Annotated in this window: 25 protein-coding genes; 14 read left to right on the forward strand and 11 right to left on the reverse strand. The window is 65.8% G+C overall.

All coding sequences use genetic code 11. From position 1 onward, the window contains the following. Position 1: 1 nt before the first annotated feature. Together QX048_RS05655 and QX048_RS05660 are read left to right on the forward strand one after the other, a co-directional pair. Positions 2–1,603, forward strand: coding sequence for an FAD-binding protein (locus QX048_RS05655; RefSeq protein ID WP_316159548.1), 1,602 nt, complete (start codon positions 2–4; stop codon positions 1,601–1,603). Positions 1,604–1,714: 111 nt separating this feature from the next. Next, positions 1,715–2,338 carry a glutathione S-transferase family protein gene (locus tag QX048_RS05660; RefSeq protein WP_315827216.1) on the forward strand — a complete coding sequence of 208 codons (624 nt, stop codon included), beginning with the start codon at positions 1,715–1,717 and terminating at the stop codon, positions 2,336–2,338. Positions 2,339–2,341: 3 nt separating this feature from the next. Here QX048_RS05660 and QX048_RS05665 read toward each other — a convergent pair whose 3' ends face one another. The 6 genes from QX048_RS05665 to QX048_RS05690 form a co-directional block, all read right to left on the reverse strand. After that, positions 2,342–3,130: an IclR family transcriptional regulator gene (locus QX048_RS05665; RefSeq protein ID WP_315827215.1), complete on the reverse strand. Its 789-nt coding sequence runs from the start codon at positions 3,128–3,130 to the stop codon at positions 2,342–2,344. Between the two features lie 32 nt (positions 3,131–3,162). Beyond that, on the reverse strand, positions 3,163–3,924 hold the full coding sequence (locus QX048_RS05670; protein ID WP_315752933.1) for a glucose 1-dehydrogenase: 762 nt from the start codon (positions 3,922–3,924) through the stop codon (positions 3,163–3,165). Further along, complete coding sequence (locus tag QX048_RS05675; protein ID WP_315827214.1) at positions 3,921–5,654, reverse strand: FAD-dependent oxidoreductase; 1,734 nt, start codon at positions 5,652–5,654, stop codon at positions 3,921–3,923. The genes QX048_RS05670 and QX048_RS05675 overlap by 4 nt, the downstream gene beginning before the upstream one ends. Before the next feature lie 10 nt (positions 5,655–5,664). Further along, positions 5,665–6,876 carry an ABC transporter substrate-binding protein gene (locus tag QX048_RS05680; RefSeq protein WP_315752931.1) on the reverse strand — a complete coding sequence of 404 codons (1,212 nt, stop codon included), beginning with the start codon at positions 6,874–6,876 and terminating at the stop codon, positions 5,665–5,667. A 254-nt stretch (positions 6,877–7,130) separates the two neighbouring features. Next, positions 7,131–7,586: a hypothetical protein gene (locus QX048_RS35215; protein WP_409999253.1), complete on the reverse strand. Its 456-nt coding sequence runs from the start codon at positions 7,584–7,586 to the stop codon at positions 7,131–7,133. Between the two features lie 612 nt (positions 7,587–8,198). Continuing rightward, complete coding sequence (locus QX048_RS05690) at positions 8,199–9,029, reverse strand: alpha/beta hydrolase (RefSeq protein ID WP_315827213.1); 831 nt, start codon at positions 9,027–9,029, stop codon at positions 8,199–8,201. A gap of 397 nt (positions 9,030–9,426) precedes the next feature. Here QX048_RS05690 and parC point away from each other — a divergent pair, with 397 nt between their 5' ends. The 5 genes from parC to QX048_RS05715 all read left to right on the forward strand — a co-directional run bounded on the left by parC (position 9,427) and on the right by QX048_RS05715 (position 15,146). Then, positions 9,427–11,679 (forward strand): DNA topoisomerase IV subunit A, encoded by a 2,253-nt coding sequence (parC, locus tag QX048_RS05695; protein ID WP_315752929.1) that lies wholly within the window; start codon positions 9,427–9,429, stop codon positions 11,677–11,679. Between the two features lie 83 nt (positions 11,680–11,762). Then, positions 11,763–12,725, forward strand: a complete 963-nt coding sequence (locus QX048_RS05700) for a cation diffusion facilitator family transporter (RefSeq protein ID WP_315752928.1) — start codon at positions 11,763–11,765, stop codon at positions 12,723–12,725. A gap of 206 nt (positions 12,726–12,931) precedes the next feature. Beyond that, positions 12,932–13,336, forward strand: a complete 405-nt coding sequence (arsC, locus tag QX048_RS05705) for an arsenate reductase (glutaredoxin) (RefSeq protein ID WP_315752927.1) — start codon at positions 12,932–12,934, stop codon at positions 13,334–13,336. A gap of 37 nt (positions 13,337–13,373) precedes the next feature. Beyond that, positions 13,374–14,648 (forward strand): adenylate/guanylate cyclase domain-containing protein, encoded by a 1,275-nt coding sequence (locus QX048_RS05710; RefSeq protein WP_315827212.1) that lies wholly within the window; start codon positions 13,374–13,376, stop codon positions 14,646–14,648. Positions 14,649–14,711: 63 nt separating this feature from the next. Beyond that, a complete protein-coding gene (locus tag QX048_RS05715) occupies positions 14,712–15,146 on the forward strand; it encodes a universal stress protein (RefSeq protein WP_315711427.1) in 435 nt (144 codons plus the stop codon). Here the strand turns inward: QX048_RS05715 and QX048_RS05720 are convergent. Both QX048_RS05720 and QX048_RS05725 read right to left on the reverse strand, forming a co-directional pair. Next, complete coding sequence (locus QX048_RS05720) at positions 15,143–16,369, reverse strand: MFS transporter (RefSeq protein WP_315711428.1); 1,227 nt, start codon at positions 16,367–16,369, stop codon at positions 15,143–15,145. The genes QX048_RS05715 and QX048_RS05720 overlap by 4 nt on opposite strands. A 102-nt stretch (positions 16,370–16,471) precedes the next feature. Then, complete coding sequence (locus tag QX048_RS05725; protein ID WP_315827211.1) at positions 16,472–17,263, reverse strand: class I SAM-dependent methyltransferase; 792 nt, start codon at positions 17,261–17,263, stop codon at positions 16,472–16,474. Between the two features lie 202 nt (positions 17,264–17,465). On the opposite strand from QX048_RS05725, the gene QX048_RS05730 reads away from it, so the two are divergent. Continuing rightward, the gene (locus tag QX048_RS05730; protein WP_315827210.1) at positions 17,466–18,845 is read left to right on the forward strand and encodes an Nramp family divalent metal transporter; all 1,380 of its coding nucleotides are present in this window, start codon (positions 17,466–17,468) and stop codon (positions 18,843–18,845) included. A gap of 89 nt (positions 18,846–18,934) precedes the next feature. On the opposite strand, the gene QX048_RS05735 is transcribed toward QX048_RS05730, so the two are convergent. The 3 genes from QX048_RS05735 to hemB all read right to left on the reverse strand — a co-directional run bounded on the left by QX048_RS05735 (position 18,935) and on the right by hemB (position 21,592). Then, positions 18,935–19,711 (reverse strand): arginyltransferase, encoded by a 777-nt coding sequence (locus QX048_RS05735; protein WP_315827209.1) that lies wholly within the window; start codon positions 19,709–19,711, stop codon positions 18,935–18,937. A gap of 91 nt (positions 19,712–19,802) precedes the next feature. Then, positions 19,803–20,336, reverse strand: a complete 534-nt coding sequence (locus tag QX048_RS05740) for an RDD family protein (protein ID WP_315827208.1) — start codon at positions 20,334–20,336, stop codon at positions 19,803–19,805. 194 nt (positions 20,337–20,530) lie between these two features. Beyond that, positions 20,531–21,592 (reverse strand): porphobilinogen synthase, encoded by a 1,062-nt coding sequence (hemB, locus tag QX048_RS05745; protein WP_315752921.1) that lies wholly within the window; start codon positions 21,590–21,592, stop codon positions 20,531–20,533. A 218-nt stretch (positions 21,593–21,810) separates the two neighbouring features. On the opposite strand from hemB, the gene QX048_RS05750 reads away from it, so the two are divergent. From QX048_RS05750 to glyA, 6 genes are all read left to right on the forward strand, one after another. Continuing rightward, positions 21,811–22,278: a DUF6163 family protein gene (locus QX048_RS05750; protein ID WP_315711435.1), complete on the forward strand. Its 468-nt coding sequence runs from the start codon at positions 21,811–21,813 to the stop codon at positions 22,276–22,278. Between the two features lie 360 nt (positions 22,279–22,638). Further along, the gene (gene ldtR, locus QX048_RS05755) at positions 22,639–23,151 is read left to right on the forward strand and encodes a transcriptional regulator LdtR (protein WP_008962376.1); all 513 of its coding nucleotides are present in this window, start codon (positions 22,639–22,641) and stop codon (positions 23,149–23,151) included. Between the two features lie 194 nt (positions 23,152–23,345). Continuing rightward, on the forward strand, positions 23,346–23,561 hold the full coding sequence (locus QX048_RS05760) for a hypothetical protein (RefSeq protein ID WP_315711436.1): 216 nt from the start codon (positions 23,346–23,348) through the stop codon (positions 23,559–23,561). 26 nt (positions 23,562–23,587) lie between these two features. Continuing rightward, complete coding sequence (locus tag QX048_RS05765; protein ID WP_315711437.1) at positions 23,588–23,809, forward strand: hypothetical protein; 222 nt, start codon at positions 23,588–23,590, stop codon at positions 23,807–23,809. A gap of 183 nt (positions 23,810–23,992) precedes the next feature. After that, positions 23,993–24,397 carry a hypothetical protein gene (locus QX048_RS05770; protein ID WP_315827207.1) on the forward strand — a complete coding sequence of 135 codons (405 nt, stop codon included), beginning with the start codon at positions 23,993–23,995 and terminating at the stop codon, positions 24,395–24,397. A 186-nt stretch (positions 24,398–24,583) separates the two neighbouring features. Next, positions 24,584–25,888: a serine hydroxymethyltransferase gene (gene glyA, locus QX048_RS05775; protein WP_315827206.1), complete on the forward strand. Its 1,305-nt coding sequence runs from the start codon at positions 24,584–24,586 to the stop codon at positions 25,886–25,888. Positions 25,889–25,892: the final 4 nt, after the last annotated feature.

Consider the following 25,892-nt stretch of genomic DNA (forward strand, 5'->3'; position numbering starts at 1 on the left):
CATGAGCGCGACGCTGCAATCCGATGTTGTCATCGCCGGCGGCGGTCTTGCCGGCATCGTCACCGCGCTGGAGGCACTGCGCGCCGGCAAGTCGGTGACGATCGTGGACCGGGACACGCCCGAGCGGCTCGGCGGGCTGGCGCTGTGGGCATTCGGCGGCATGGCGCTGATCGGCACGCCGTTGCAGGCGCGCATGAAGATCCCGGATACGCCGGAGATCGCGTTGCGCGACTGGATCAGGTTCGGCGAGCTCGATGCCGCCGAGCACTGGCCGCTGCAATGGGCGCGCTACTACGTCGCGCATTCCCGCAGCGAGGTCTACGACTGGCTGCTGGCGCACGGCGTAACGTTCATGCCGGCAGTGAACTGGGTCGAGCGCGGCCGGTACGGCGACGGTAATGCGCTGCCGCGCTATCACATCGTCTGGGGCACCTCGCAGCGGCTCACGCGCGTAATGATCGAAGCGATGCGCGCGGCCGACGGTGGCGGCAGGCTGACGGTGCTGCACCGTCATCGCGTTGTCAGCCTCGATCGCGCTGCCGGCGCGGTATCGGGCGTGGTCGCCGTCAACGAGGAGACGGGCGCCGAAATCCGCATCGCCGCGCCGGTGACGGTGCTGGCGATGGGCAGCCTCAATGGCAGCCATGCGGAGGCCCGCGCCAACTGGATCAAGGGCCGGCCGCTGCCGGCGGCGATGCTGAATGGCGCGCATCCGTTCTCCGACGGCAAGTTGCATCACCACGCGGCCGAGGCGTTCGGCGCCGAGATCACGCATGCCGGCGAGATGTGGAACTACGCCGCCGGCATCCCGCATCCGTTTCCGCATTTCGAGGGCCATGGCCTGTCGCTGGTGCCGTGCAAATCGGCGCTGTGGCTCAATCACAGGGGCGAGCGCATCGGGCCCGAGCCGCTGGTGACCGGCTTCGACACCCATGATCTGTGCCAGCGCGTCGCGGCGCAGGAGAAGCCGCATACGTGGCATCTGTTGAACTGGCGCATCGCCGCCAAGGAGTTCGCCATCTCCGGCGCCGAGCACAATCCGCGCATCCGCGACCGGCAGATGCCGATGTTCCTCAAGGAGACCCTGCTCGGCAATCATCGCCTGGTCAGGCAGATGCAGCGCGAGAGCCGGCATTTCCTGGTCGACGAGGCGCTGACCGGTCTCGCCGCCAAGATGAATGCGCTGACCGGCACCGGCGACGTGAAGCCGGAGGTGCTGCAGGCTACCGCCGACGCCTTCGACGCGAACTTTGGGAATGGCGACAAGCTTCACAACGACGATCAGTTGCGCCGCATCCTGCACGCGCGGCAATGGGGCCCCGACAAGCTCCGCACCTGCAAGCCTGCGCCGCTGCAGGCCCCGGGCGCCGGGCCTTACATCGCCATTCATATGCAACTGATCACCCGCAAGAGCCTCGGCGGCCTCAAGACCGATCTGCAGAGCCGGGTGCTCGACACCACGGGTGCGCCGATCGGCGGGCTCTATGCGGTCGGCGAAGCCGCCGGCTTCGGCGGCGGCGGCGCGTCGGGCAAGCGTTCGCTGGAGGGCACGTTCCTGCCGGGTTGCATTCTCACCGCACGGGCGGCGGTGCGCGCGATGTGACGGCTACGGGAACCGTAGGAGTCGGCGGAACCGCCGCTGAATTTTTGCTCCGTCACTGTCGATCCGGTGCTGCGACGTTCGTCTTCAAGGCACAGGAGATGGAGACCCGTCATGAAGATCTACTGGATCAAGGCCCAGGCGCCGCGCCGCGTGCTCGCACTGGTCAAGCATCTCGGCGTGCCCGCCGAGTTCATCGACATCAGCCGCGGCCTGAAGACGCCGGAGTTCGCCGCGCTCAACCCGAATATGAAGGCGCCGGTGCTGGTCGACGGCGACACCGTGCTGTGGGAGTCGACCGCCATCATGGCGCACCTCTGCATCCGCGAGAGCTGCGACATGTGGCCGGCGCGCAATCCGCAGGAGCAGATCGAGGTGCTGCGCTGGCTGGCCTGGAACGACTGCCACTGGGCGCCGGCGGTCGGACCGTTCTATTTCGAGCACATCGTCCGCAAGACGTTCGGCCTCGGTGCGCCCGACCGTGCCGCGCTGGTCGGCAAGGTCGCCAACCTGAAGACCTTCGCCGCCGTGCTCGATGCGTATCTGCGGGCGCGCAGCCACATCGCCTGCGACCGGCTCACCATCGCCGATTTCGCGGCCGCCTCGATGGCGACCGACTGGCGCGAGGCCGAGATGCCGATGGAGTCGTTTCCGAACATCGTGCGCTGGCTCGATGGCCTGATGCGGCTGCCGGCGTGGGCCGAGCCGTGGCCGGAGAAACGCTCGGTCGCGGCCTGAGCGTCACGGCTGCGCGATGCCGTGGCCGAGCTGCTTGGAGATCTCGGCTGCACACGCGCGCAGCCGCGTCGCCAGCGGTGACTGCCAACCGGCGTCGAAGGTGCCGGCCGGGCCCATCGCGGTGATGACCAGTGCGACGTGGCCGGCGTGATCGAACACCGGTGCGGCGAAGGCATTGACGCCGGGCAGCGGATCGCCGACGGCGCGCGCCAGGCCCTGTGCGCGCACCTCAGCCAGCATCTCCGCCACTTTCGGGCTCTTCGGCGCGCGCTTCGGATTGTAGCCGACACCGAGATGATCGAGGCCGGTGTCGAGCGCGGCCTTCACGGTCTTCGGCGGCAGGAACGCCGCGAACGCGCGGCCGGTCGCGGTCTCCAAGAGCGCCATGATCGAGCCGACGCGCATCACGATGTGCACCGGATGGCTCGGCTCCTCAAGCCGCACCACGGTTGGGCCATTGGTGCCCCACACCGCGAGCGACACCGCGTGATCGATCGCGCCGGCGAGCGCTGCGATCTTCGGCGTCGCGATCCGGACCGCCGACAGCCGCCGCAGGCTGATCAGGCCGAGCTCGAGCGCCAGCGGGCCGATCTCGTAGCGTCCGGTGGTTTCGTCCTGTTCGATCAGGCCGATGCGCGAGAAGCTGACGAGGTAGGGATGTGCCTTGGCCGGCGGCAGCCCGGCCTCGCGCGCGAGGTCGCGCAGCATCATCGGCTCGCCGCTGCGGGCCAGTGCCTGCAGCAAGGTGCCGCCGACCTCGATCGACTGGATGCCGCGGCTCTCTCGTCCCATGTCTCGTTGTGCCCCCTGGTCCGGCGCCGTGCCTACACCGCCAGGAAGCCGCCGTCGACCGGCAAGGTCACGCCGTTGACGTAGGACGCCATGTCCGAGACCAGGAACGCCACGGGGCCAGCGAGCTCCTCGGGCTGGCCGACGCGGCCGAGCGGCGTGCGGCTCATGAAGCCGGCGAGCCGCTCGGGATCGTTGCGGGTCGACTCCGTCATCGCGGTGGCGATCACGCCTGGCGCGATCGCGTTGACGCGGATGCCGTCGGCGGCGAGCTCGCGCGCCAGCGCCTGGGTCAGCGACTTCACGCCGCCCTTGGACGGCGAATAGCCGAGCGTGTTGCTGATGCCGATGAAGGAGGCGACGGATGCGATGTTGACGATCGTGCCGCGCGTCGCGCGCAAGGCGGCAAGGAAGGCGTAGGTGACGTTGAACACGCCGTTGAGATTGACGTCGAGCACGCGCTGCCAGTTCGCGGCCGCGCGCGGGGAATCGATGTTCTCGCGGATGATGATGCCGGCATTGTTGACGAGGATCGAGATGGCGCCGACCTCGGCCCGCAATTGCGCCGCCAATGCGGTGCAGCCGGCGGCGTCGGTGACATCCAGCCGATGCGCCCACGCCTTGCGGCCGTGCTCGCGGATCTCGGCGGCGCAACGCTCGGCACCATCAGTGTCGATGTCGGTGATGACGACGTCGGCGCCGCGGCCCGCGAGACCGAGCGCGATCGCGCGGCCATTGCCATGCGCCGCCCCCGTGACCAGTGCGAGCTTGCCGGCCAACATCTGACTGTCGCTCATGAGGCGCTCCTTTGGCCAGCGCGTTCGGCGAGATGCCGGCCGGCAATGTAGCCGAAGGTCAACGCCGGTCCCAGCGTGATGCCGGCGCCAGGATAGTTGCCGCCCATGATGCTCGCCATGTCGTTGCCGGCGGCATAGAGCCCCTCGATCGGTTGGCCCTGGGCGTCGAGCGCGCGGGCGTGCGCATCGGTGCGGATGCCGGCATAGGTGCCGAGATCGCCGATCACCATCTTGATGGCGTAGAACGGCCCGTCCTTGATCGGCGCGACACACGGGTTCGGCCCGTGCAGCGCATCGCCCTGATAGCGATTGTAGGCGCGCGAGCCCTTGCCGAATGTGGGATCCTGGCCCAGCGCGGCATCGGCGTTGAACGCGGCGACGGTTGCTTCGAGCCCCCGCGGATTGATGCCCGTCGTGCTCGCGAGCTCGGCGAGCGTCGTGCCGCGCTTGAGATAGCCGGTGCTGAGATGGTGCCCGAGCGGCATCGGGAACGGCGGCACGCAGCCGAGGCCGTAGCGGCGCAACGAGCGGTGATCGGTGATCAGCCAGGCCGCGATCTCGCGGCCGGGCTTGGCCGCCTTGACCATCGCCTGCACGAAGTCGTGGTAGGAATTGCCTTCATTGGCGAAGCGCACGCCGTCCGCGGTGACTGCGATCACGCCGGGTTTGGCACGGTCGATGAAGTGCGGCATCACGCCCGTGCTGCCGTCCTTGCGCGTGGTGACGGAGACCGGCACCCAGGCCGCCGCGTGCGGCAGGCCGTCCTCGACCCGGCCGCCGACGGCCTCCGCGAGCCGCAGGCCGTCACCGGTGTTGCCGACCGGGCCGGGCGACACATGCTCCTGTCCGGTCGGCGCATGCGGAAACATCGCCTTGCGCCGCTCGACATCATGCGGGAAGCCGCCGCAGGCCAGCACCACGCCGAGCCGCGCATTGACCCTGATGCGCTTGCCCTGTCGCGTCACCACGGCGCCGCGCACGGCCTCGCCGTCGCGGATCAGCTCGGCCACCGGCGACGACAGCCACAGGGGAATGCCGAGATCGAACGCGGACTTCGCCAGCCGTCCCGCCAGCGCATTGCCGTTGGTCAGCGTCATGCCGCGGCCATGGCGCAGCACGTCCAGCGCATGCTTCGACAGCCGCTTGGCGACATAGAACGCCGACGCCAGCGACTTGGTCGCGCGCATGAAGTGGATGATCTCCTTGCCGGAGCCGAGCATCATGCCGAACACGGTGAGCTCGGGCAGGGGCTGGCCGAGATCCTCGATGTGACGCCCAAGCTCGCGGCCGTCGAATGGCCGGGTCACCATCGAGCGGCCGCCTTGGGTGCCGCCCGGCGCCTCCGCGTGGTAGTCCGGAAAGGTCAGCGGCATGTCGAACTTCAGCGCCGTCTTGCTGGTGAAGAAGTCGACGGCCTCCGGGCCCTTGGTCAGGAACGCGTCGACGCGCGCCGCATCGAAACTGTTGCCGGCCTCATGGCGCAGATAGGTGCGTGCCAGCTCGGGTGGCTCGTCGATGCCCCAGGCCTTCGCCAGCGATGTGCCGGGAATCCACAGCCAGCCGCCCGAGCGCGCCGTGGTGCCGCCGAAGCGCGGCTCCTTCTCGGTCACGATGACTTTCAGCCCGGCATGGGCGGCGGTGACCGCCGCCGACAGCCCGGCGCAGCCGGAGCCGACCACCAGCACGTCGCAATCATGGGTGTCGCCGGCCGGGTGATCTGCTCCGCTCATGCGCGCGCTCCTACTTCTTCAGCAACGGGCACTTGGATTCGGAGACCGGCCGGAACGCATCCTCGCCCTTCACGGTCTTGACGATCTCCAGATAGTCCCACGGCTCCTTCGATTCCGACGGCTTCTTCACGCGGGCCAGATACATGTCGCGGATGACGCGGCCGTCCTCGCGCAGCTTGCCGCCGTGAACAAACGTATCCTCGATCGGCAGCTCGCGCATCTTCGCCATCACCGCCTTCGGATCGTCGGTACCGGCCGCCTTGATGGCCTTGAGATAGTGCAGCACGGAGCCATAGACGCCGGTCTGGATCATCGTCGGCATCACCTTGGCGCGGGCGAAGAACTTCTTCGACCAGGCGCGGGTGTTGTCGTCCATGTTCCAGTACGACGCCGTGGTCATGTAGGTGCCTTGCGCGGCCTCGAGCCCGATCGCATGCACGTCGGTATCGAACATCAACAGGCCGACCAGCTTCTGGCCGCCCTTGACCAGGCCGAACTCGCCGGACTGCTTGATGGCGTTGTCGGTGTCCTGCCCGGCATTGGCGAAGGCGACGACGTCGGCCTTCGAGCTCTGCGCCTGCAAGGCGAAGGAGGAGAAGTCGGCGGTGTTGGTCGGATGCTTGACGCCGCCGAGGATGGTGCCGCCGAGCTCCTTGATGAAGCGCGTGGCGTCCTTCTCCAATTGCTGGCCGAAGGCATAGTCCGCGGTGATGAAGTACCAGGATTTGCCGCCCTGGCTGATCACGGCCGAGGTCGTCACTTTGGACAGCGCATAGGTGTCGTAGGTGAAGTGCACGGTGTTCGGGCTGCACAGCTCGTCGGTCAGCGAACTCGCGCCGGGCCCTGACAGCAGCGCGATCTTGTTGCGCTCGCGCACCATGTTGTGCACGGCGATCGCGATACCGGAGTTGGGGATGTCGACGACCGCGTCGACCCTGCCGTTGTCGAACCAGTCGCGCACGACCGTCGTTCCGACGTCGGTCTTCATCTGGTGATCGGCGCTGATGATCTCGATCGGCTTGCCGAGCACGGTGGGGCCGAACTCTTCGACCGCCATTTTCGCCGCCTCGACCGAGCCCGGGCCGCTGTTGTCGCGGCCCCAGCTCGAGAGATCGGTGAGCACGCCGATCCGCACGACGTCGTCAGAAACCTGGGCTGAAGCGCCTGTCGCGATGAATGACGTCGTTGCCAGGAACGCGCAGGCGAGCAGCTGCCGTCGCATGAAGATCCTCCCCGTTTTGCTCCGCTCTGTCGGCGGCGATGGGAGTTAGACATTGACGAATAGATTTGTCAATTGCGAACGGGTGGGACGTGGCGCAGGGGCCGGGGGATGGACGCGGAAGGCCGGCGGCGCGTCAGGCGCGACCCCACATCCTCATGGTGAGGAGCACCGCATGCAGCGCATCTCGAGCCAGGAGGTCCGGAAGTGAGCGCGTTGGGAATGCTCTACGCTTGTAGGAAAGCCTGTGATCCGCTCTACATGCGCGGCATGATCTGCAGTTCGAGCAGCGCGAGCCGCTGCATCGCGGTGACGTCGCGCTCGCCGGCCTTGGCGGCCCGCAGCACGGCTTCTGCAAGCAGGTTCACGTTCGTCGAACTCACCGGCTCAGGCAGCGCGGCGACCGACGCGTTGAGGGCTTCGGTCATCAGCGCGATGACGTCAGGCGAAAAGGATGCATCGGAAAAATTCTTCATGCAAAGATGCCCGCCAGCAGGTCGTGCTTCGGTGGATATCGCGTACGCATTACGTTGATGGTGAGAGAACGCGCCTCGGGCGCCATCGGTTCCCGCGGTCGCGCCGAGCCTCAGCCGGTCCGGTTTCTGATATGCAGAATGGCGCGATCTCCCATGCGCCAATTGCCCGTCGAGCCAATCTGCCGCAGGGGGCTCGCCTTGTGTCGTCGGGCAAATCAGGACGATGTTTCCCGGCATCCCGCCTCCACAGGAGGGGCGCATCGCGATCGTCACGAGACGTAGGAAGCGGGGAGCGGTGGCCTGTCGGATCGCAGCGCGCATGTGCGCGCGGACGAACGAGTCCAGCAGGACGACGAAATCGCAGCGTCCCGGCGCCCCGATGCTGGCGCCAAGTCCGTGGGTGATGATCCCAGGGGCGACGGTGGCTCACAAGCCGGACACCGGGGAGACTGCGTATAACTCGTAAGCCCATCGCACAGGGAGGGCCGGGTCGTCCGGCTGAACCTGTGGTACCTGCCGCCTGCATTTTTTGAGCAGGCGGGCCACGGGCCTCAGTCGAGGTCCGGCCTTCCCTGTGCCCTCTGTCCGAAGAGGGTAATCGATCTTGATAGCTCGGGCGCGGAGCGCGTCGCGAGAAGGCAGGACGACGTCTCCGACGCGGAAATTGAGATAGTGGATCAATGGTAGCCCCGAACTCGTCGTGCCCGGGCTTGTCCCGGGCATCAACGTCGTTCGGCGTGTGCAGTGCTGCGTGGATGGCCGGGACAAGCCCGGCCATGACGAGCAGGATTTGAGATCTATCGCTTCATCGGCATCGGAATGCGCATTCGGCGAAGTGCAATGATCGAGCTACCCCCTGACGAACGCCAGCAGGTCCGCATTGATCACGTCCGCATGCGTCGTCGCCATGCCGTGCGGGAAGCCCGCATAAGTCTTCAACGTCCCATGCTTCAGCAGCTTGATGCCGAGGCGCGCGGAATCGTCGATCGGAACGATCTGGTCGTCCTCGCCATGCATCAGCAGCACCGGCACGTCGATCGCCTTGAGGTCCTCGGTGAAGTCGGTTTCGGAGAACGCCTTGATGCAATCGTAATGCGCCTTGGCGCCGCCCATCATGCCCTGGCGCCACCAGTTGCGGATCACGCCTTCGGAAACCTTGGCGCCATTGCGATTGAAGCCGTAGAACGGGCCGGTCGGAATATCGAGGAAGAATTGCGCGCGGTTGGCGGCGAGCGCCGCGCGGAAGCCGTCAAACACCTCGATCGGCAGCCCGCCGGGATTGCTCTCCGTCTTCAGCATGATCGGCGGCACCGCGCCGAGCAGGGCAGCCTTGGCGACGCGGCCCTTGCCGTGCTTCGCCACGTAGCGCGCGACCTCGCCGCCACCGGTCGAGTGGCCCACATGGACCGCGTCTCGCAGGTCGAGCTTGGCGGCGAGCGCGGCGACATCGGCCGCATAGGTGTCCATCTCATTGCCGGTCTCCGTCTGGCTGGAGCGACCGTGACCGCGCCGGTCATGCGCGATGACGCGAAAGCCCTTGTCGAGGAAGAACAGCATCTGCGCGTCCCAGTCGTCGGACGACAGCGGCCAGCCGTGGTGGAAGACGATCGGCTGGCCCGAGCCCCAATCCTTGTAGAAGATCTGCGTGCCGTCCGATGTCGTCACGAATCCTGAGCTCATGGAGTGTCTGCCTTTCTCACTGGATGGAATCTGCCGCGTTCAAGGCGCGGCGTGATGGCGCGCCTCGTCGCGTCGGTACGCAACGAAGGATGCCCGCTGCCACCTTAGCGACGGAGCGTGACGATCTCAGCAACACAGACTCGTGTGCGACAGCGTTGCACCTCAACGGGACCCGCGTTGGCTGCTCAATCCGTGAGCGGAGCCACATGCATCTGCGGCGCGTGATCTGCATGATTTGCGGGCTACTTTGCGGTTCCGCGGCCGGACACCCGGCTTTTTCCTTCTGGAACCGGGCAGGGCCGTCATTGCGCCCCGGCGCGTCATCGCATAAAGCCTGTTCCCAAATCGTTCACGCCAGCTCAAGCTCCTGGGCTAACCCACTGAAAGCTAAACGCTAATGGGAAAATCACTGATTCCGCCGGAGCCGGCGGAGATTCACGAGGTCGCGCTGCGCGAGGCGCTGGAGGAGCGCTATCTCGCCTACGCGCTCTCGACCATCATGCACCGCGCGCTGCCGGACGCGCGCGACGGCCTCAAGCCGGTCCACCGGCGCATCCTTTACGGCATGCGGCTGCTGCGGCTCGATCCCGGTACCGCGTTCAAGAAGTCCGCCAAGATCGTCGGCGACGTGATGGGCTCGTTCCATCCGCATGGCGACCAGGCGATCTACGACGCGATGGTTCGCCTCGCGCAGGACTTTTCCTCGCGCTATCCGCTGGTCGACGGCCAGGGCAATTTCGGCAACATCGACGGCGACAATCCGGCGGCCTATCGCTACACCGAAGCGCGCATGACCGACGTCGCGCGTCTGCTGTTGGACGGCATCGACGAGGACGGCGTCGAGTTCCGGCCGAACTATGACGGCCAGTCGAAGGAGCCGGTGGTGCTGCCCGGCGGCTTCCCGAACCTGCTTGCTAACGGCGCGCAGGGCATCGCGGTGGGCATGGCCACCTCGATCCCGCCGCACAACGCCGCCGAGCTGTGCGACGCCGCGTTGCATCTGATCGAGAAGCCCGACGCCAAGTCGCGCGCGCTGTTGCGCTGGGTGAAGGGCCCGGACTTCCCGACCGGTGGCACCGTGATCGACTCCAAGGAATCGATCATCGAGGCCTACACCACCGGCCGCGGCTCGTTCCGTGTCCGCGCCAAGTGGAAGCAGGAGGAGGGCAACCGCGGCACCTGGATCGTCGTCATCACCGAGATTCCCTATCTCGTGCAGAAGTCGCGCCTGGTCGAGAAGATCGCAGAGCTGCTCAACGAGAAGAAGCTGCCGCTGGTCGGCGACGTCCGCGACGAATCCGCCGAGGACGTGCGGCTCGTGATCGAGCCGAAGTCGAAGAACGTCGATCCGGCGCTGATGATGGAATCGCTGTTCCGGCTCACCGATCTCGAGAGCAAGATTCCGCTGAACCTCAACGTGCTGATCAAGGGCAAGATCCCGAAGGTGGTGGGTCTCGCCGAGTGCCTGCGCGAATGGCTCGACCATCTGCGCGACGTGCTGCTGCGACGCTCGAACTACCGCAAGAAGCAGATCGAGAACCGGCTGGAGATTCTCGGCGGCTACCTGATCGCCTACCTCAACATCGACGAGGTGATCCGGATCATCCGCACCGAGGACGAGCCCAAGCCGGTCCTGATGAAGACGTTCAAGCTCACCGAGGTCCAGGCCGAGGCCATCCTCAACATGCGCCTGCGCTCTCTGCGCAAGCTCGAGGAGATGGAGATCCGCACCGAGGACAAGAACCTGCGCGGCGAGCTGAAGGGCATCAATGCGCTGCTCGGATCCGAGCAGCTGCAATGGGCCAAGGTCGGCGAGCAGGTCAAGACGGTGCGCGACATGTTCGGGCCGAAGACGCCGCTCGGCAAGCGCCGCACCAATTTCGCCGACGCGCCCGAGCACGATCTCGCCGCCATCGAGGAGGCCTTCATCGAGCGCGAGCCGGTTACGGTCGTCGTCTCCGACAAGGGCTGGGTGCGCACCTTGAAGGGCCACGTCGCCGACCTGTCGAACCTGCAGTTCAAGACCGACGATCAGCTCGGCCAGGCGTTCTTCGCCGAGAACACCTCGAAGGTGCTGTTGTTCGCCAGCAATGGCAAGTTCTACTCGCTCGACGTCGGCAAGCTGCCCGGTGGCCGCGGCCATGGCGAGCCGATCCGCATGTTCATCGACCTCGACCAGGACGCCTCGATCGTGTCGATGTTCGTCGCCAAGGGCGAGCGCAAGTTCCTCGTGGCGGCCTCCGACGGCCAGGGCTTCGTGGTCAAGGAAGAGGACTGCGTCAGCAACACCCGCAAGGGCAAGCAGGTGCTCAACGTGACCGCGCCAGCGGAAGCGCGCGCGATCACCACCGTCGCGGGCGATCAGGTCGCAGTCATCGGCACCAACCACAAGATGGTGGTGTTCGGGCTCGACCAGGTGCCGGAGATGGCGCGTGGCCGCGGCGTCCGGCTGCAGAAATACACCAGCGCGCAGCTGTCCGACGTCACCACGTTCGAGCAGAAGCAGGGGCTGGCCTGGAAGGATTCCGCCGGCCGCGATCAGGGCCTGAGCTGGAAGGAATTGGCCGACTACCGGGGCAACCGCGCCGACGCCGGCCGCATCGCGCAGGGCCTGCCGAAGTCGAACAAGTTCAACCGGCCGATCGAGTAGCGACGTAATAGTATCCGTCCGGCGGCCGTCTATATCAGACAGCGGGCGATCGCGAGGTGCGCGATCGCCCGGGGACACGTTGGATGGCGCACTCGCATTCTCATCATCACGTCCATGGCCATTCTCATGATCATGGTCCCCCACATGCCCACGGCCACGCCGGCCACAGCCATGCGCCGGCGAGCTTCGGCGCGGCCTTCGCGATCGGTGTGTCGCTCAACACCGGCTTCGTCATCGCCGAGCTCGTTTTCGGCTACGCCGCGCATTCGCTGGCCCTGATCTCGGACGCGGTCCACAATCTGTCCGACGTGATGTCGCTGCTCCTGGCCTGGGGCGCGCTGTGGTTGTCGGGCCGGCGGCCGACCGATCGCCATACCTACGGCTATCGCCGCGCCTCGATCCTGGCGGCGCTGATCAATGCCGGTCTGCTGCTGCTGGTCGTCGGCGGCATCGCCGTCGAGGCGTTCGACCGCCTGCGCAATCCGGGGGAGGTGGTCGGCACCACTGTGCTGTGGGTCGCCGCGCTCGGCATCGCCATCAACGGCGCCACCGCGCTGCTGTTCATGCGCGGCCGCGACACCGACCTCAACATCCGCGGCGCCTACCTGCACATGGCCGCCGACGCCGCGGTGTCGTTCGGCGTGGTCGTCGCGGCACTGGTCACGATCTGGACGGGGTGGCTGTGGGTCGACCCGGCGGTCAGCCTGGTCATCGCGCTCGTGGTGCTGTTGAGCGGCTGGGAGCTCGCCCGCGACAGCGTCAATCTGGCGCTCGACGCCGTGCCGCGCGACATCGCGCTTCCCGAGGTGCGCGATTATCTCGCCTCCCTCGACGGCGTCAGCGAGGTGCACGACCTCCATGTCTGGGCGATGAGCACCAACGAGACCGCGCTGACGGCGCATCTGGTCCGGGCAGGCGGAACGGATGATGCGTTCCTGCATCGCGTCTGCGCCGAGCTGTCACATCGCTTCAACATCCAGCATCCGACCCTGCAGATCGAGGCCGATGGCTGCGCCTGCAAGCTCGCTCCTGCCGACGTGGTGTAAGCCGCGATGGGTCAGCTCCTTCCTGCCAGTCTGCACATCGCGCCGGCGATTTCCCTCGACCGGCGGAGTTCCCATTCCGGCCGGCGGCGGCGCCGTGATAACAGTGACCATCTCCCGCATCGCGGCCGCACCATCAGGCACACGATGTCTGGGGTGAGACGCACGGCACGGAAATGTGCCTTTGGAATGCAACGACTGGACAGCCCATGCCCGTGACGATCTTTCACAATCCGGCCTGCGGCACGTCGCGCAACACGCTCGCGATGATCCGCGCCTCGGGTGAGGAGCCTGAGGTGATCGAATATCTGAAGACGCCGCCGAGCCGCGAACAGCTGATTGCGCTGATCAACGCGATGGGCGTCAGGGTGCGCGACGTGCTGCGTGAGAAGGGCACGCCCTATGCCGAGCTTGGTCTGGGCGATCTCAAATGGACCGACGACCAGCTGATCGAGGCGATGCTCGCGCATCCCATCCTGATCAACCGGCCGATCGTGGTGACCAGCAGGGGTGCGCGGCTCTGCCGCCCGTCCGAACTTGTGCTCGACCTGCTCGATCATCCCGTCTCCTCCTTCACCAAGGAGGACGGCGAGGTGGTGAGCCGGCCTGCCTGAAGCCTTCCGGATCGTGACGCGTTGGTGAGTTGAAACGATGGATACGGCGACCCGTCTCGAAGTGGCGAGCTGGCTCGTAGGTCAGAGCCTGACCGGAATGCCGGAGAACGAGATCCTGCGCGGCTTCTGCGAGCGCTGTCGCGCGGCCGGGCTTGAACTGTCGCGCAGCCTTGCGATCATCGATACGCTGCATCCGATTTTCGAGGGGCGTGGCTTCCGCTGGAACGATTTCGACACGAACGAAGCCGACAGCTTTGAATATGGCTCCAGCAATGAGGGAGAGGCGGCACAGAATTGGCGGCGCTCGGTCTTCCACCACATGCTGGAGAACGGCCATGACGAGTTCAGCATTGACTTCATGAATTGTGCGCATCTCGATTTTCCGATCATCGAGGAGCTTTCCGCACAGGGACATCGGCACTATCTCGCCTTCGTGCACCGGTTCGGGGAAGCCGGCACGCTCGGCCAGATGGACTGCTTCTATTCGAACTGGCTGACGCGGCGTGACGGCGGCTTCACCGACACGCAGGTCGGCGCATTGCGCGACCTGGTCCCGCTGCTCGCGCTGACGATCAAATCCGCGCAGCAGGTCGACATCGTGCGAACCCTTGGCCGCGTCTATCTCGGCCGCGATGCGTCGGAACAGGTGCTGCGCGGCCGGATTTCCCGCGGTGTCACCGAGCGCATCAATGCGGTGCTGTGGTTCTCCGACCTGCGCAGTTCGACCGCGATCAGTGAGAGCATATCGCCGGACGAGATCATCCCGCTGCTCAACGACTATGCGGAAGCCTCGATCGACGCGATCTACGAGTCCGGCGGCGACGTGCTGAAGCTGATCGGCGACGGCGTGCTGGCGATCTTCACCGGGGGCGACATGGCCTCGGCCCGTCGGGCTGCGCTGCGTGCCGAGCATCGCTTTCGGCTGAACATCCTGAAGCTGAACGCACGGCGCGCCGGCGAGGGACGGCCCGTCACCTCGGCCTATGTCGGCCTGCATGTCGGCGAGGTGTTCTACGGCAATATTGGCAGCGAGGACCGGCTCGACTTCACCGTGGTGGGACCGGCCGTCAACGAGGTCAGCCGCATCGCCTCGATGTGCCGCTCGGTCGATCGCGAACTGTTGGCGTCCGCCGAATTCTGCGAGGGGCTCGACGACGAAGGTCGCCGCTACCTGGTGTCGACCGGCCGCTACGCGCTGCGCGGCATCGGCCGCGCGCAGGATCTCTTCACGCTCGATCCGGAAATTGCCGGCAGCGCCTCGGCCACGCGGGACTACGAGAACTACTTGGCGGACGAGATGTCGCACCCTTGACCCACGTCAATGCCCAGCCGAAGCGAGTCTGCCCAGCATCCCTCTGCCGGGAGATGAAAGCTCATGTACAAACATATTCTGCTGCCGACCGATGGCTCCGATCTGTCCAAGGCCGCGATCAAGCACGGCATTGCGCTCGCCAAGGCGACCGGCGCAAAGGTCACGGCGCTGGTGGTGTCGACGCCGCTGCATTCGCTGGTCGTCGATCCTCACGCTGCGACCAAGGCGCTCGCGCAATACAAGTCGCTGGTGGCCGATCAGACCGCGAAATATCTCGATCATGTGAAGGACGATGCCGAGCGGGCCGGCGTCGCCTGCGCCACGCTCTGCGTCGAGCACGACAAGCCCTATGAGGCGATCGTCGAGACCGCCCGCAAGCAGCATTGCGATCTGGTGCTGATGGCCTCGCATGGGCTGCGCGGCGTCTCGGCGATCCTGGGCAGCGAGACCTTGAAGGTGCTGACGCATTCGACCGTGCCGATCCTGGTCTATCGCTAGGCGGGCTGCGGCTCCGGTTGCCGCGCGATCGCCACGACCGGCGAGGCGAGGATGACGAGCGCCTGCAGGCCGAAGATGGCGGCGACGAGGTAGAGACACGTGTCGGCGCCGTAGCGGCCGCCGACGACCGCGCCGAGCAGCGAGCCCAGCGGACGGGCGCCGTAGCTCAGGATGTTGATGGCCGACACCCGCCCGAGCAGGCCGGCCGGGGTCACCGACTGCCGCAGCGTCGTGGTCGAGATCACCCAGAGGATCGGCCCGGCGCCGAGCAGGAAGAAGCTGAGCCCGGCAAGGACAGGCGAGGGAACGAACGTGGTCAGTGCCATCACGAGCGCCGCGGCGAAGCCGGTGACGGGGCCGAGCCCGATGACGGTGCCGAACGGCAGAAGCCGCATGATGCGCGTCGCCAGCAGCGCGCCGCACACCATGCCGACGCCGAACATCGACAGCACCGAGCCGACGCCTCCTGCCGACAGGCCGAGCCGGTGGACTGCATAGGGCACGAACACCGCGAGCAGCAGGAAATGGGCCGTGTTGAAGATGAACTGGGTGGCGAACACCGGCCGCAGCAGCGGATGATGCAGCACGAAGGCGGCGCCTTCCCTGATGTCGGCCAGCGGATGGCGGCGCGGCACGGGCGCGCGGGCGGGCTCGGCGATGCCGGCCAGGCAGACGGCTGCGACCAGCGAGAGCGCAGCGGCGCAGCCGAAGGCGGGCGCGCCGCCGATCCAGCCGACCAGCACGCCGCCGAGCGCGGGCCCCGCGGCGAAGGCGACGGTACGGGCAAGCTCGATGCGCGCATTCGCAGGCGCCAACTGGGCGGGGGCGACCAGGCTCGGCACCAGGGCCGGCGCGGCGACGCTGAACACCACCGTGCCGCACACCGCTGCGAATCCAAGCGCGGCCAGCAACGGCAGCGTGAGCGCGCCGGCCGCGAAGGCGATGAGGATCGCGAGCAGCGCCAGCGCGCGAAGCATCTCTGCCAGCGCCATCAGCAGCCGTCGCGACATCCGGTCGGCGAGCAGCCCCGCAGGGATCGCGAACAGCACGAAGGGCGCGGTCAGCGCCGTCTGCAAGAGTCCAGTCTCGCCCTCGCCGACACCGAGCGCGAGCACCGCGACGATCGGCGCTGCGGCGAGCGCGATCTGCTCGGCCGATTGCGCGGTGAGGTTCGACCAGGCGAGGCGGTGGAAGGCGGCGGGCAGGGCGGGCGAGGGAGTCATGAAGAGGAACCTGATGTGATGATGTGGCCATCATCGCCGCTCAGCCTCCCTGCGCCCACCCGCTTCCTGATCTCCGGCATCGGCCGTCGTGCTGCGGACGGCCTACGCCGCGGTCGGTGCCTCGGCCAATCCCCATTCCGGCGGCAGCGTGCGGAACGCCAGATGCGTGCCGGCATTCAGCGGCGCCGTCTTGAAGCCGAACCGGTGCCAGGCCAGCGCCAGCGCATGCTGGGTGTAGATCGAGATGTGGCCGTTGCGCGGCGCGATGTACCACCAGGACATGCCCTGGCTGTCGAAGTCGTCCGGCTGGGTCAACGTCGAGTAGAACACCGCGCCCGGTTCGGCCACGCAGGCCGCCATGGCTCCGATCGTCGCCAGCGGATCGGGCACGTGCTCCAGCGTCTCGAAGCAGGTGACGAGATCGAACTTGCGATCGGGTTGGGTTGCGTGCTCGGCCACCATCGGATCATAGGTGATCGCTTCCGCGAAGCCTTGAGCGCGCAGGCCGGTGCAGAACAAGTCGTTGCCGCCGCCGAAGTCGAGCACCCGCATTCCGGCCTTGTGTGGCGCCCAGAAGCGGGCCACGGCCGCCGCATTGTCGGTTGGCCGCTTGATCCGATAGTCCGGATCCACGGCTTCGTAGCCGTCGTTGTAAATGTGGGTCTTGAACTGCTCGATGCTCCAGTCGTCGAAGGCGTCCGTGAACAGGAAGCCGCAATCCGCGCAGCGCCGGTAGTAGATGGGCACGCCGGCCAGCGGCGGGCGATGGGCATGGGCCGTCTGGCAGGGGCGGTTCATGTCGACCACGCCGTAGAGATTGGCAGGACCGTCACAGATCTTGCAAGGCACGGGCGCGTTCGTGACCGGTCGGAGCCCGAGTTGGGTAGAGAGCATGGTGGATCCCGTCAGTGGGGTAGTGGGACCCGTCGCCGATGGGCCGCCTCGAGGAGGCGGGCCGCGAATCGGCAGGGACGAGCTTTCGCAATGATGAAGCGGTATCGGAGGATTTCCAGCATCTCTATGTGGCACCGCCACATGGGCAAGTCGCACTTGCAAGTAAGTTGCATTAAACGTCGGTTTCGTCCAGGATAGCGCCATGGACGCAAAATCGTCAGACCTTTCGCAACTGCACGCCATGGTTCCGCCGAGCGACCGCCTGAACGGAGGCTGGCGCGGTGAGCGCGGCGATCCGTCTCTCGGCGACATGTTCGCGACGGTACGAACCGCGACAAAAGGGTCGCTCTGGCGCAAGCTGCTGGCCTTTCTCGGACCCGGTTACCTCGTCGCCGTCGGCTATATGGACCCCGGCAATTGGGCAACGTCGCTGGCCGGCGGTGCCAAGTTCGGCTACGTCCTGCTCTCGGTCGCGCTGCTGTCCAACCTGATGGCGATCGTGCTGCAGTCGCTGTGCACGCGGCTCGGCGTCGCCACCGGCCGCGACCTCGCCCAGGCCTGTCGCGACTCTACCCCGCGCTGGGTCTCGGTGCCGCTTTGGCTGTCGGCGGAGATCGCGATCACGGCCACCGACCTCGCGGAAGTGATCGGTACTGCGATCGGTCTCAGCCTGCTGTTCGGGCTGCCACTGTCGATCGGCGTCTGCGTCACCGCACTCGATGTCTTCCTGATCCTGGCGCTGCAGGCGTTCGGCTTCCGCTGGATCGAGGCGTTCGTGGTCGCGCTGCTCGGCATCATCGCGCTGTGCTTCGCGATCCAGATCGCGATGGCGCAGCCGGACTGGGCCGAGGTGGTGAAGGGCTTCGTTCCCAGCGGACAGCTGATCGCCAATCCGGAGATGCTCTATCTGGCGCTCGGCATTCTCGGCGCCACCGTGATGCCGCACAATTTGTATCTCCACTCGGGCCTGGTCCAGACTCGCGGCTACGGCGACAGCCCAGAGGACAAGCGCGAGGCGATCACGCTCTCCACGATCGATTCCACCATCGCGCTGTGCCTGGCGCTGACCATCAACGCCTCGATCCTGATCCTGGCGGCGGCGACGTTCCACCGCACCGGACAACGCGACGTCGCCGAGCTTGACCAGGCGTATTCCTTCCTGGCGCCGCTGCTCGGGTCGACGCTGGCGCCGACGCTGTTTGCGATCGCGCTGTTGTGCTGCGGCCTGAATTCGACGATCACCGCGACACTGTCCGGCCAGATCGTGATGGAGGGCTTTCTTCACTGGCGGATCGCGCCCTGGCTGCGCCGGCTGATCACCCGCATGATCGCAATCGTGCCGGCCGTGGTGGTGACGATCTGGGCCGGCGAGAAGGCGACCGGGCAGCTCCTGATCCTCAGTCAGGTCGTGCTCAGCCTGCAACTGCCGTTCGCCATCGTGCCGCTGGTGCTGCTCACCGCGAGCCGGGCCAAGATGGGGCAGTTCGTGGCGCCGCGCTGGCTGACGGCGATTGCGACCTTGATCGCGGTGGTGATCATCGCGCTCAACGCCAAGCTGGTGTGGGATCTGGCCACTGGATGATGAGGAGAGGCGAATAGCGAGTGGGGAGTAGCGAATAGAGCGCTTCGAACGTCCCTATTCGCTACTCCCCATTCGCTATTCGCCTCCTCCTAGTCCTGCGGCTCTGGCGCGGTGTCGCCTTCGGCATCCACGCGCAGCCAGCCGGCAGCCGCGAGCCGTTGTTGCGGCAGATAGCGGCTCTTGTAGTCCATCTTCTTCGAACCCTCGATCCAATAGCCGAGATAGACGTAGGGCAGGCCCTGGCGCCGCGCCCGGGCGATGTGGTCGAGGATCATGAAGGTGCCGAGCGAGCGCGTGGTCTCCGACGGGTCGAAGAACGAGTACACCATCGACAGGCCATCGCTGAGCACGTCGGTCAGGGCGACCGCGACCAACTCGCCGCCCCTGGCGTTCGGCCCGTTGCTCAGATTGCGGCGGCGGTACTCGATGATTCTCGTCTCGACATGGCTGTCCTCGACCATCATGGCGTAGTCGAGCACCGTCATGTCGGCCATGCCGCCATGGCGATGGCGCTGATCGAGATAGCCGCGGAAGATCGAATATTGCTCGGAGGTCGGCACGGCGCTGCGCTGCTCGCCGACCAGATCGGAGTTGCGCGCGAGCACCTTCCGGAAGTTGCGCGAGGGGCGGAATTCGTTGGCGATCACGCGGACGGACACGCAAGCGCGGCACTGGTCGCAGGCCGGCCGGTAGGCGATCGACTGGCTGCGACGGAAGCCGCCATGGGTGAGAAGGTCGTTGAGATCGGTCGCCTTGTCGCCGACCAGATGCGTGAACACCTTGCGTTCCTGCCGGCCCGGCAGATACGGGCAGGGCGAGGGCGCGGTCAGGTAGAATTGCGGGGTGTCACGCGAATGCTGGGTCAAGGAACGTCGTGAGCCTCCGAGGCGATCATCAACAGAATTGCGCTCCGGAGGCGGCCGGTCAATCGCTTTTGCTGTGCCACCGGACGTCTCATCAGGTACGAGCCGGTTCAGTCAGTTGCGAGCGCACAGACGTGTTGATCACGACGGTGCCGAGCACGAAATCGTGCAGCAGCCGGCGGCGGCTGTTGAACAGTCCGACCAGCAGCACGAGCGGCGACAACACCGAGACCGAGATCCAGAAGCAGACGGCATGCACGGCACCGAGCACAAAGTAGCCCGGCGCGCCGTACCAGGTCCGCACCTCCAGATCCATCACCCGCATGCCGATCGTCGCCGAGTTCGGCCCGCCGATCGTTGCGCCGTAGTAGACGATGGCCCAGATCACTGAAGCCGGCGACACCAGCCAGAACAACGCCCAGCCGAGACCCAGCGTGACCACGCCGAACACGGCAATGAAGATCACCGCCAAGATCACCGGGACCGAGAGCACCAGGAGATCGATCAGGAATGCGATCATCCGCCGCGTCAGCACGCCGCGAAACAATTCCGGCTGCTGATAGGGATCGTAGGCGTGCGGCCGAGCACCGGGACCGTCATTGCTATCGCCTGAACCCATATACGCCATGAATAAGCCCTCCGGATTGGCACCCAGCACATGGGAACCCGACTTGCGCTTGCAAGGGCCGTTCTTGCAGGAGGCGCGGCAAATTTCCGGCCATTTCGCGACTTCTGAGCCCTCTCCGCGACCCGGCGGTTCGCGCACGCGAAAGGATCGGCGTGCTCAAAGACCGGCGGGTCCCGAAAGATCCCAGCGCCTCCTCAACGCTGCTGCCGCAGCCGTTCGGCGGCTTGCGGGGCGAAATAGGTGAGCACACCGTCGGCGCCGGCGCGCTTGAAGGCCAGCAGGCTCTCCATCATCGCCCGATCGCCGTCGATCCAGCCATTGTTGGCGGCCGCCGCGATCATCGCGTATTCGCCCGACACCTGATAGGCGAAGGTCGGCATGCTGAACGTGTCCTTCACGCGCCTGACGACGTCGAGATAGGGCATGCCCGGCTTGACCATCACCATGTCGGCGCCCTCGGCGATGTCGAGCTCGACCTCGCGCAGGGCCTCGTCGCTATTGGCGCTGTCCATCTGGTAGGTGCGCTTGTCGCCGGTGAGCGTCTTGGCCGAGCCGATCGCGTCGCGGAACGGGCCGTAGAAGGCGGATGCATATTTGGCTGCATAGGCCATGATCTGCACGTCGAGGAAACCGGCTTGATCCAAAGCCTGGCGGATCGCGCCGACCCGGCCGTCCATCATGTCCGACGGCGCAATGATGTCGCAGCCGGCCTCGGCCTGGACCAGGGCCTGGCGCACCAGCACGGCGACGGTCTCGTCGTTGAGGATGCGGCCGTCCCGGATCAGGCCGTCATGACCGTGACTGGTGAAAGGGTCCAGCGCGACGTCGCAGAGCACGCCGATCTCAGGGAACTCCTTCTTGATCGCGCGCACCGCCTGGCAGACCAGGTTGTCCGGGTTGCAGGCCTCGGAGCCGTGCTCGTCGCGCAGCGACGGCTCGGTATAGGGGAACAGTGCGATGCAGGGGATGTCGAGCCTAACCGCGCGTTCGGCATCGCGGACGATCTCGTCGACGCTCAGCCGCTCCACGCCCGGCATCGAGGCGACGGTGCTGCGGGTCCGGTCGCCCTGCACCACGAACAGGGGCCAGATCAGATCGTCGGTGGTGAGCACGTTCTCGCGCACCAGCCGGCGCGCCCATTCGGCCTTGCGGTTGCGGCGGGGGCGGATGGTCAGCTCGAGCGCCGGTGTCGGTGCAGTGGCCGGGTTGCGCGCGGTGTCGCGCAGGTCGATCGGGCGGCCGAATTTGATCGCCATGGGGTGCTGGCTCCTTGAGCTGGCCGGCGAGCCGGATTTGATTTGTTGTAATTCCAACAATCTGTAGCACTTCGGCCGTCGCCCGTCACTTGACCTGACGCAAGCGGCCCGGTTGATTTCCTACCCGGTTGCTTTCACGGTGCCGGCCGGCCAAGAATCGCCATGCTCCTGGTCTTGAGAGGCCCCAATGACGACCATCCTGTTCTGCTCGAGCTGCCATGGCTGAGATTCCCTCGGCGCGAGATCTGGCACGTGACAACGCCGCCATGTCGATTGCCGCCATGTCCTCGGATCGGCGCGAGAGCGACGACAATGTCTGGACGCGGCGGCTCGTGCTGTTTTTGCGGGTCATGGCCATGCTCTCGATCGCCAAGGGCCTGTACCACTGGGCCCAGGTGACCGGCTTCATCGGCGGCGAGGACGACGCGTTCGAAAACCAGGCGATGGCCTGGCAGGCTGCGACGGTCTATTTCGCGGTCATCGAGCTCGTCGCCGCCGTGGGCCTGTGGCTGGCCACGCCGTGGGGCGCCGTGGTGTGGCTCACCACGGTGGTGTCGATGGCGGTGATCGAGCTGATGTTTCCGGGCATCTACGGCGGCAATCTGCTGGTGGTCGCGGGCGAGGCAATCATGCTCGCCGCCTACCTCGTGCTGGCCTGGATGGCGGCCCGGGAGCGGCCACCATAGGTCGTGCGGAAAATTCGTTGCACGCTGTAAATCTTTTCAGCGCCATGCAAGTAATGTTTCGAACACCTTAAGAGCGCCTGCCACAGCTGTTACAGAGACCTTAGCGGCGCTACCCAAGCGTGTTTTGGAATGCGACAGGTGGGTGAAACAGAGCGCGAACATCGCGCCTCGACCGTCAACGGACTATTGCAAAAGCCTCTGTAATTACTGAATTAAAAGAGGATTCACTCTCCGCGATTCATTCTCTCTTTATGCTCTTATTTAAGGCGATCTTCAAAGCACGCCCCTTAAGTTCGTTCTATCAGACGGGACAAAAGTTTCGTCGAATAAGTCGACAAAAACGACGACAGGGGAAGTGTCATGATGAAAGCCGTTGCGACGGCCGTGGAGACTGCTGCGCCGGGCCAGGGCGGCACCGTCCAGTCGCTCTATCTGGAAGCTCTGACGCTGGTGGAGCGGCTGCATCGCCGCCTGCTCGACGTCATCAAGGACGAGTTCGACCGCCGTGGTCGTTCCGACATCAATTCGGTCCAGGCGCTGCTGCTCTATAACATCGGCGACAAGGAGCTGACCGCGGGCGAGCTGCGCACGCGCGGCTACTATCTCGGCTCCAACGTCTCCTACAACCTGAAGAAGCTGGTCGAGCTCGGCTTCCTCGATCACCAGCGCTCGCGCGTCGATCGCCGCTCGGTCCGCATCCGCCTGACCCCGCAGGGCCAGGAGATCCGCCGCATCGTCGACTCGCTGTATCAGAAGCACGTCAAGACCGTGGAGCAGGTCGGCGGCATTTCCAGCGAGGAGTTCTCGACGCTGAACAAGTCGCTGCATCGTCTCGAGCGGTTCTGGACCGATCAGATCCTCTATCGCCTCTGAGCAGGCCTCATCGTCTCGGTTGAGCCGGCTCCGACCTCGAGAGCCAAGACCGGACAGTCGTTGATCGTCTGGAAGTCGTTCTTGCGCCGGCCCCTTCGGCCGGCGCTTTTTCGTGTTCGTTTGGCAAAATCCCCGGTCCGAATTGGAACCAATCAAGGCTCCTGGGCTTATGTCCTTGGACCGGAGGTCGGACCATGCTGCACGATGCCGGAATGCAAGTCATGAACGTGGCGATGGTCGGCGATGCTTATGCCATCGCCTCCAACTATCTGCGTCTCTCTGGCGAGATGCCGGAGGAGTTCACGCCGAACGAAAGACTTGTCGACATCATCGTTCAACTGATTCACCGCGGAGAATTCAACAAGCTCAAGCTCGCCAACAAGGCGATTTCGATGTTCAAGTCTGCCTGACGGCCTGACGTTCAAGAGGGGATGATATGGAAGCCGCCATCGATCGCATCATGCACACCTACGACCTGCTGGCGAACCGCACCGCTGCGGCGAGCGACGAGGCGCGCCGCAAGGTGAGCGCCTACATCCAGACGCTGTTCGAAGCCGGCGAGCGCGACCCGCATCGTCTCACCGTGTGCGGCCTGACCTATCTTCGCCAGCTCGACGGTCGCGTCGATCCGGTGAAGGCGGGCTACACCGGCCTCTGATGTCTTCGGCGCGAGATTGCTCGCGCGACGCTTGCCTCATGATACCGACAACCTGTATGAGACCATCCGGTTTCATGCAGGTTGTTTATTTTTGGGGGATCGATGCGTTTGGTGTCCCGAGTTATTGCCACGGCGGGAATCTTGGCCTTCGCGTGCGGAGAGCTGAGTCTGCCTACGAGGAGCATGGCTGAGACGGTCTGGCCCCAGAAGGGACCGAACAGTCGAGAAGCGCTGGCAAGAATAGGCGCCTGCGTAGAGACGACGATTACGAAAATTGCTGGTCGGTTCGATGAGCCGCTGTCGCCGACCCCGTTCAAACTCGGCGAGAAGCTCGAGGAGCATGGTGAGCCCATGATGGATCAGGGCGTCCACTTGCTGTACCAGAACGGCGCCGAGCAGATCGACGCGGAGTGGAATGCCGCCGTCGCCCATTCCAAGTTGGGCGATGCCGTGCGGCTCTGCACCGTCTGGAAGCCGAAGAAATGCCCGCCCGGCGATGATCGGGGGCGAATCTACAAGGCCACAAATCTCCGGACCAAGGGAACGTGGCAGATGTCGGAAAGCTGGCACTCCTGCGGCGGGGCCTGAGCAGGGGGCTTGCTCCAGCGGCCGTCCACCATATCTGGCGCAAATATCCGGTTTGACCCGCAACCGCTTGGTCTGTCCCTTGGCCTGCCGCCGCCCGTATGGTAAGGGCAGGGGTCTTTTCCGACCGCCTTCACTGAACCGACCGCCGGCCGCCTAAGGCCTTGCGGACGTGGAGATATTCCGCCGATGACCGCTTCCAGCGCCAAGCCCGCCTCGTCAGTCGATTCCTTCTTTTCCGCCACCCTGGCCGAGGCCGATCCCGAGATCGCCGCCGCCATCAAGGGTGAGCTCGGTCGGCAACGGCACGAAATCGAGCTGATCGCCTCGGAGAACATTGTCAGCCGCGCGGTCCTGGAGGCCCAGGGCTCGGTGATGACCAACAAGTACGCGGAAGGGTATCCGGGAGCGCGCTATTACGGCGGCTGCGAATGGGTCGACGTCGCCGAGAACCTCGCGATCGACCGCGCCAAGAAGCTGTTCGGCGCCAATTTCGCCAACGTCCAGCCGAACTCGGGCAGCCAGATGAACCAGGCCGTGTTCCTGGCGCTGCTGCAGCCCGGCGACACCTTCATGGGCCTCGACCTCGCCGCCGGCGGCCATCTGACCCACGGCTCGCCGGTCAACATGTCCGGCAAGTGGTTCAAGGCCGCGCATTACACCGTTCGCCGCGACGACCAGCTGATCGACATGGATGCGGTGGCGAAGCAGGCTGAGGAAGTGAAGCCGAAGCTGATCATCGCCGGTGGCAGCGCCTATTCGCGCCCGTGGGACTTCAAGCGCTTCCGCGAGATCGCCGATAGCGTCGGTGCGTACCTGCTGGTCGACATGGCTCACTTCGCCGGCCTCGTCGCCGGCGGCGTCCATGCCTCGCCGGTGCCGTATGCCCACGTCACGACGACGACGACCCACAAGTCGCTGCGCGGCCCGCGCGGCGGCCTGATCCTGTGGAACGACGAGCAGTTCACCAAGAAGTTCAACTCGGCGATCTTCCCGGGCCTGCAGGGCGGCCCGCTGATGCACGTGATCGCCGCCAAGGCGGTGGCGTTCGCCGAGGCGCTGCGGCCGGAGTTCAAGACTTACGCGAAGAACATCGTCGAGAACGCGAAGGCCCTGGCGGAATCGCTGCGCGCCCACGGCTTCGACATCGTCTCCGGCGGCACCGACAACCATTTGATGCTGGTCGACCTCCGGCCCAAGGGGCTGAAGGGCAACATCTCGGAGAAGGCCCTGGTCCGCGCCGGCATCACCTGCAACAAGAACGGCATCCCGTTCGATCCCGAGAAGCCGTTCGTCACGTCCGGCCTGCGCCTCGGCACGCCGGCGGCGACCACCCGCGGCTTCGGCGTCGCCGAATTCCAGCAGGTCGGCAGCCTGATCGCCGAGGTGTTGAACGCGATCGCGCAGGCGCCGGACGGCAGCGCGCCGCTGGTCGAAGCCGCGGTCAAGCAGAAGGTGAAGGCGCTGACCGACCGGTTTCCGATCTACCAGTAAGGCT

Source organism: Bradyrhizobium sp. SZCCHNS30572, assembly GCF_032484415.1.
Taxonomy (GTDB): Bacteria; Pseudomonadota; Alphaproteobacteria; order Rhizobiales; family Xanthobacteraceae; genus Bradyrhizobium.

Excerpts from the sequence above, each read along its gene's own strand:
- QX048_RS05730 (WP_315827210.1), top strand. The coding sequence starts at position 17,466 with ATGGACGCAAAATCGTCAGACCTTTCGCAACTGCACGCCATGGTTCCG.
- QX048_RS35215 (WP_409999253.1), bottom strand. The coding sequence starts at position 7,586 with ATGCCGGGAAACATCGTCCTGATTTGCCCGACGACACAAGGCGAGCCC.
- QX048_RS05720 (WP_315711428.1), bottom strand. The coding sequence starts at position 16,369 with ATGACTCCCTCGCCCGCCCTGCCCGCCGCCTTCCACCGCCTCGCCTGG.
- QX048_RS05770 (WP_315827207.1), top strand. The coding sequence starts at position 23,993 with ATGGCTGAGACGGTCTGGCCCCAGAAGGGACCGAACAGTCGAGAAGCG.
- QX048_RS05670 (WP_315752933.1), bottom strand. The coding sequence starts at position 3,924 with ATGAGCGACAGTCAGATGTTGGCCGGCAAGCTCGCACTGGTCACGGGG.
- QX048_RS05725 (WP_315827211.1), bottom strand. The coding sequence starts at position 17,263 with ATGCTCTCTACCCAACTCGGGCTCCGACCGGTCACGAACGCGCCCGTG.
- parC (WP_315752929.1), top strand. The coding sequence starts at position 9,427 with ATGGGAAAATCACTGATTCCGCCGGAGCCGGCGGAGATTCACGAGGTC.
- QX048_RS05760 (WP_315711436.1), top strand. The coding sequence starts at position 23,346 with ATGCTGCACGATGCCGGAATGCAAGTCATGAACGTGGCGATGGTCGGC.
- hemB (WP_315752921.1), bottom strand. The coding sequence starts at position 21,592 with ATGGCGATCAAATTCGGCCGCCCGATCGACCTGCGCGACACCGCGCGC.
- QX048_RS05665 (WP_315827215.1), bottom strand. The coding sequence starts at position 3,130 with ATGGGACGAGAGAGCCGCGGCATCCAGTCGATCGAGGTCGGCGGCACC.
- QX048_RS05765 (WP_315711437.1), top strand. The coding sequence starts at position 23,588 with ATGGAAGCCGCCATCGATCGCATCATGCACACCTACGACCTGCTGGCG.
- QX048_RS05700 (WP_315752928.1), top strand. The coding sequence starts at position 11,763 with ATGGCGCACTCGCATTCTCATCATCACGTCCATGGCCATTCTCATGAT.
- arsC (WP_315752927.1), top strand. The coding sequence starts at position 12,932 with ATGCCCGTGACGATCTTTCACAATCCGGCCTGCGGCACGTCGCGCAAC.
- ldtR (WP_008962376.1), top strand. The coding sequence starts at position 22,639 with ATGATGAAAGCCGTTGCGACGGCCGTGGAGACTGCTGCGCCGGGCCAG.
- glyA (WP_315827206.1), top strand. The coding sequence starts at position 24,584 with ATGACCGCTTCCAGCGCCAAGCCCGCCTCGTCAGTCGATTCCTTCTTT.
- QX048_RS05710 (WP_315827212.1), top strand. The coding sequence starts at position 13,374 with ATGGATACGGCGACCCGTCTCGAAGTGGCGAGCTGGCTCGTAGGTCAG.
- QX048_RS05740 (WP_315827208.1), bottom strand. The coding sequence starts at position 20,336 with ATGGCGTATATGGGTTCAGGCGATAGCAATGACGGTCCCGGTGCTCGG.
- QX048_RS05750 (WP_315711435.1), top strand. The coding sequence starts at position 21,811 with ATGGCTGAGATTCCCTCGGCGCGAGATCTGGCACGTGACAACGCCGCC.
- QX048_RS05715 (WP_315711427.1), top strand. The coding sequence starts at position 14,712 with ATGTACAAACATATTCTGCTGCCGACCGATGGCTCCGATCTGTCCAAG.
- QX048_RS05655 (WP_316159548.1), top strand. The coding sequence starts at position 2 with ATGAGCGCGACGCTGCAATCCGATGTTGTCATCGCCGGCGGCGGTCTT.
- QX048_RS05660 (WP_315827216.1), top strand. The coding sequence starts at position 1,715 with ATGAAGATCTACTGGATCAAGGCCCAGGCGCCGCGCCGCGTGCTCGCA.
- QX048_RS05675 (WP_315827214.1), bottom strand. The coding sequence starts at position 5,654 with ATGAGCGGAGCAGATCACCCGGCCGGCGACACCCATGATTGCGACGTG.
- QX048_RS05690 (WP_315827213.1), bottom strand. The coding sequence starts at position 9,029 with ATGAGCTCAGGATTCGTGACGACATCGGACGGCACGCAGATCTTCTAC.
- QX048_RS05680 (WP_315752931.1), bottom strand. The coding sequence starts at position 6,876 with ATGCGACGGCAGCTGCTCGCCTGCGCGTTCCTGGCAACGACGTCATTC.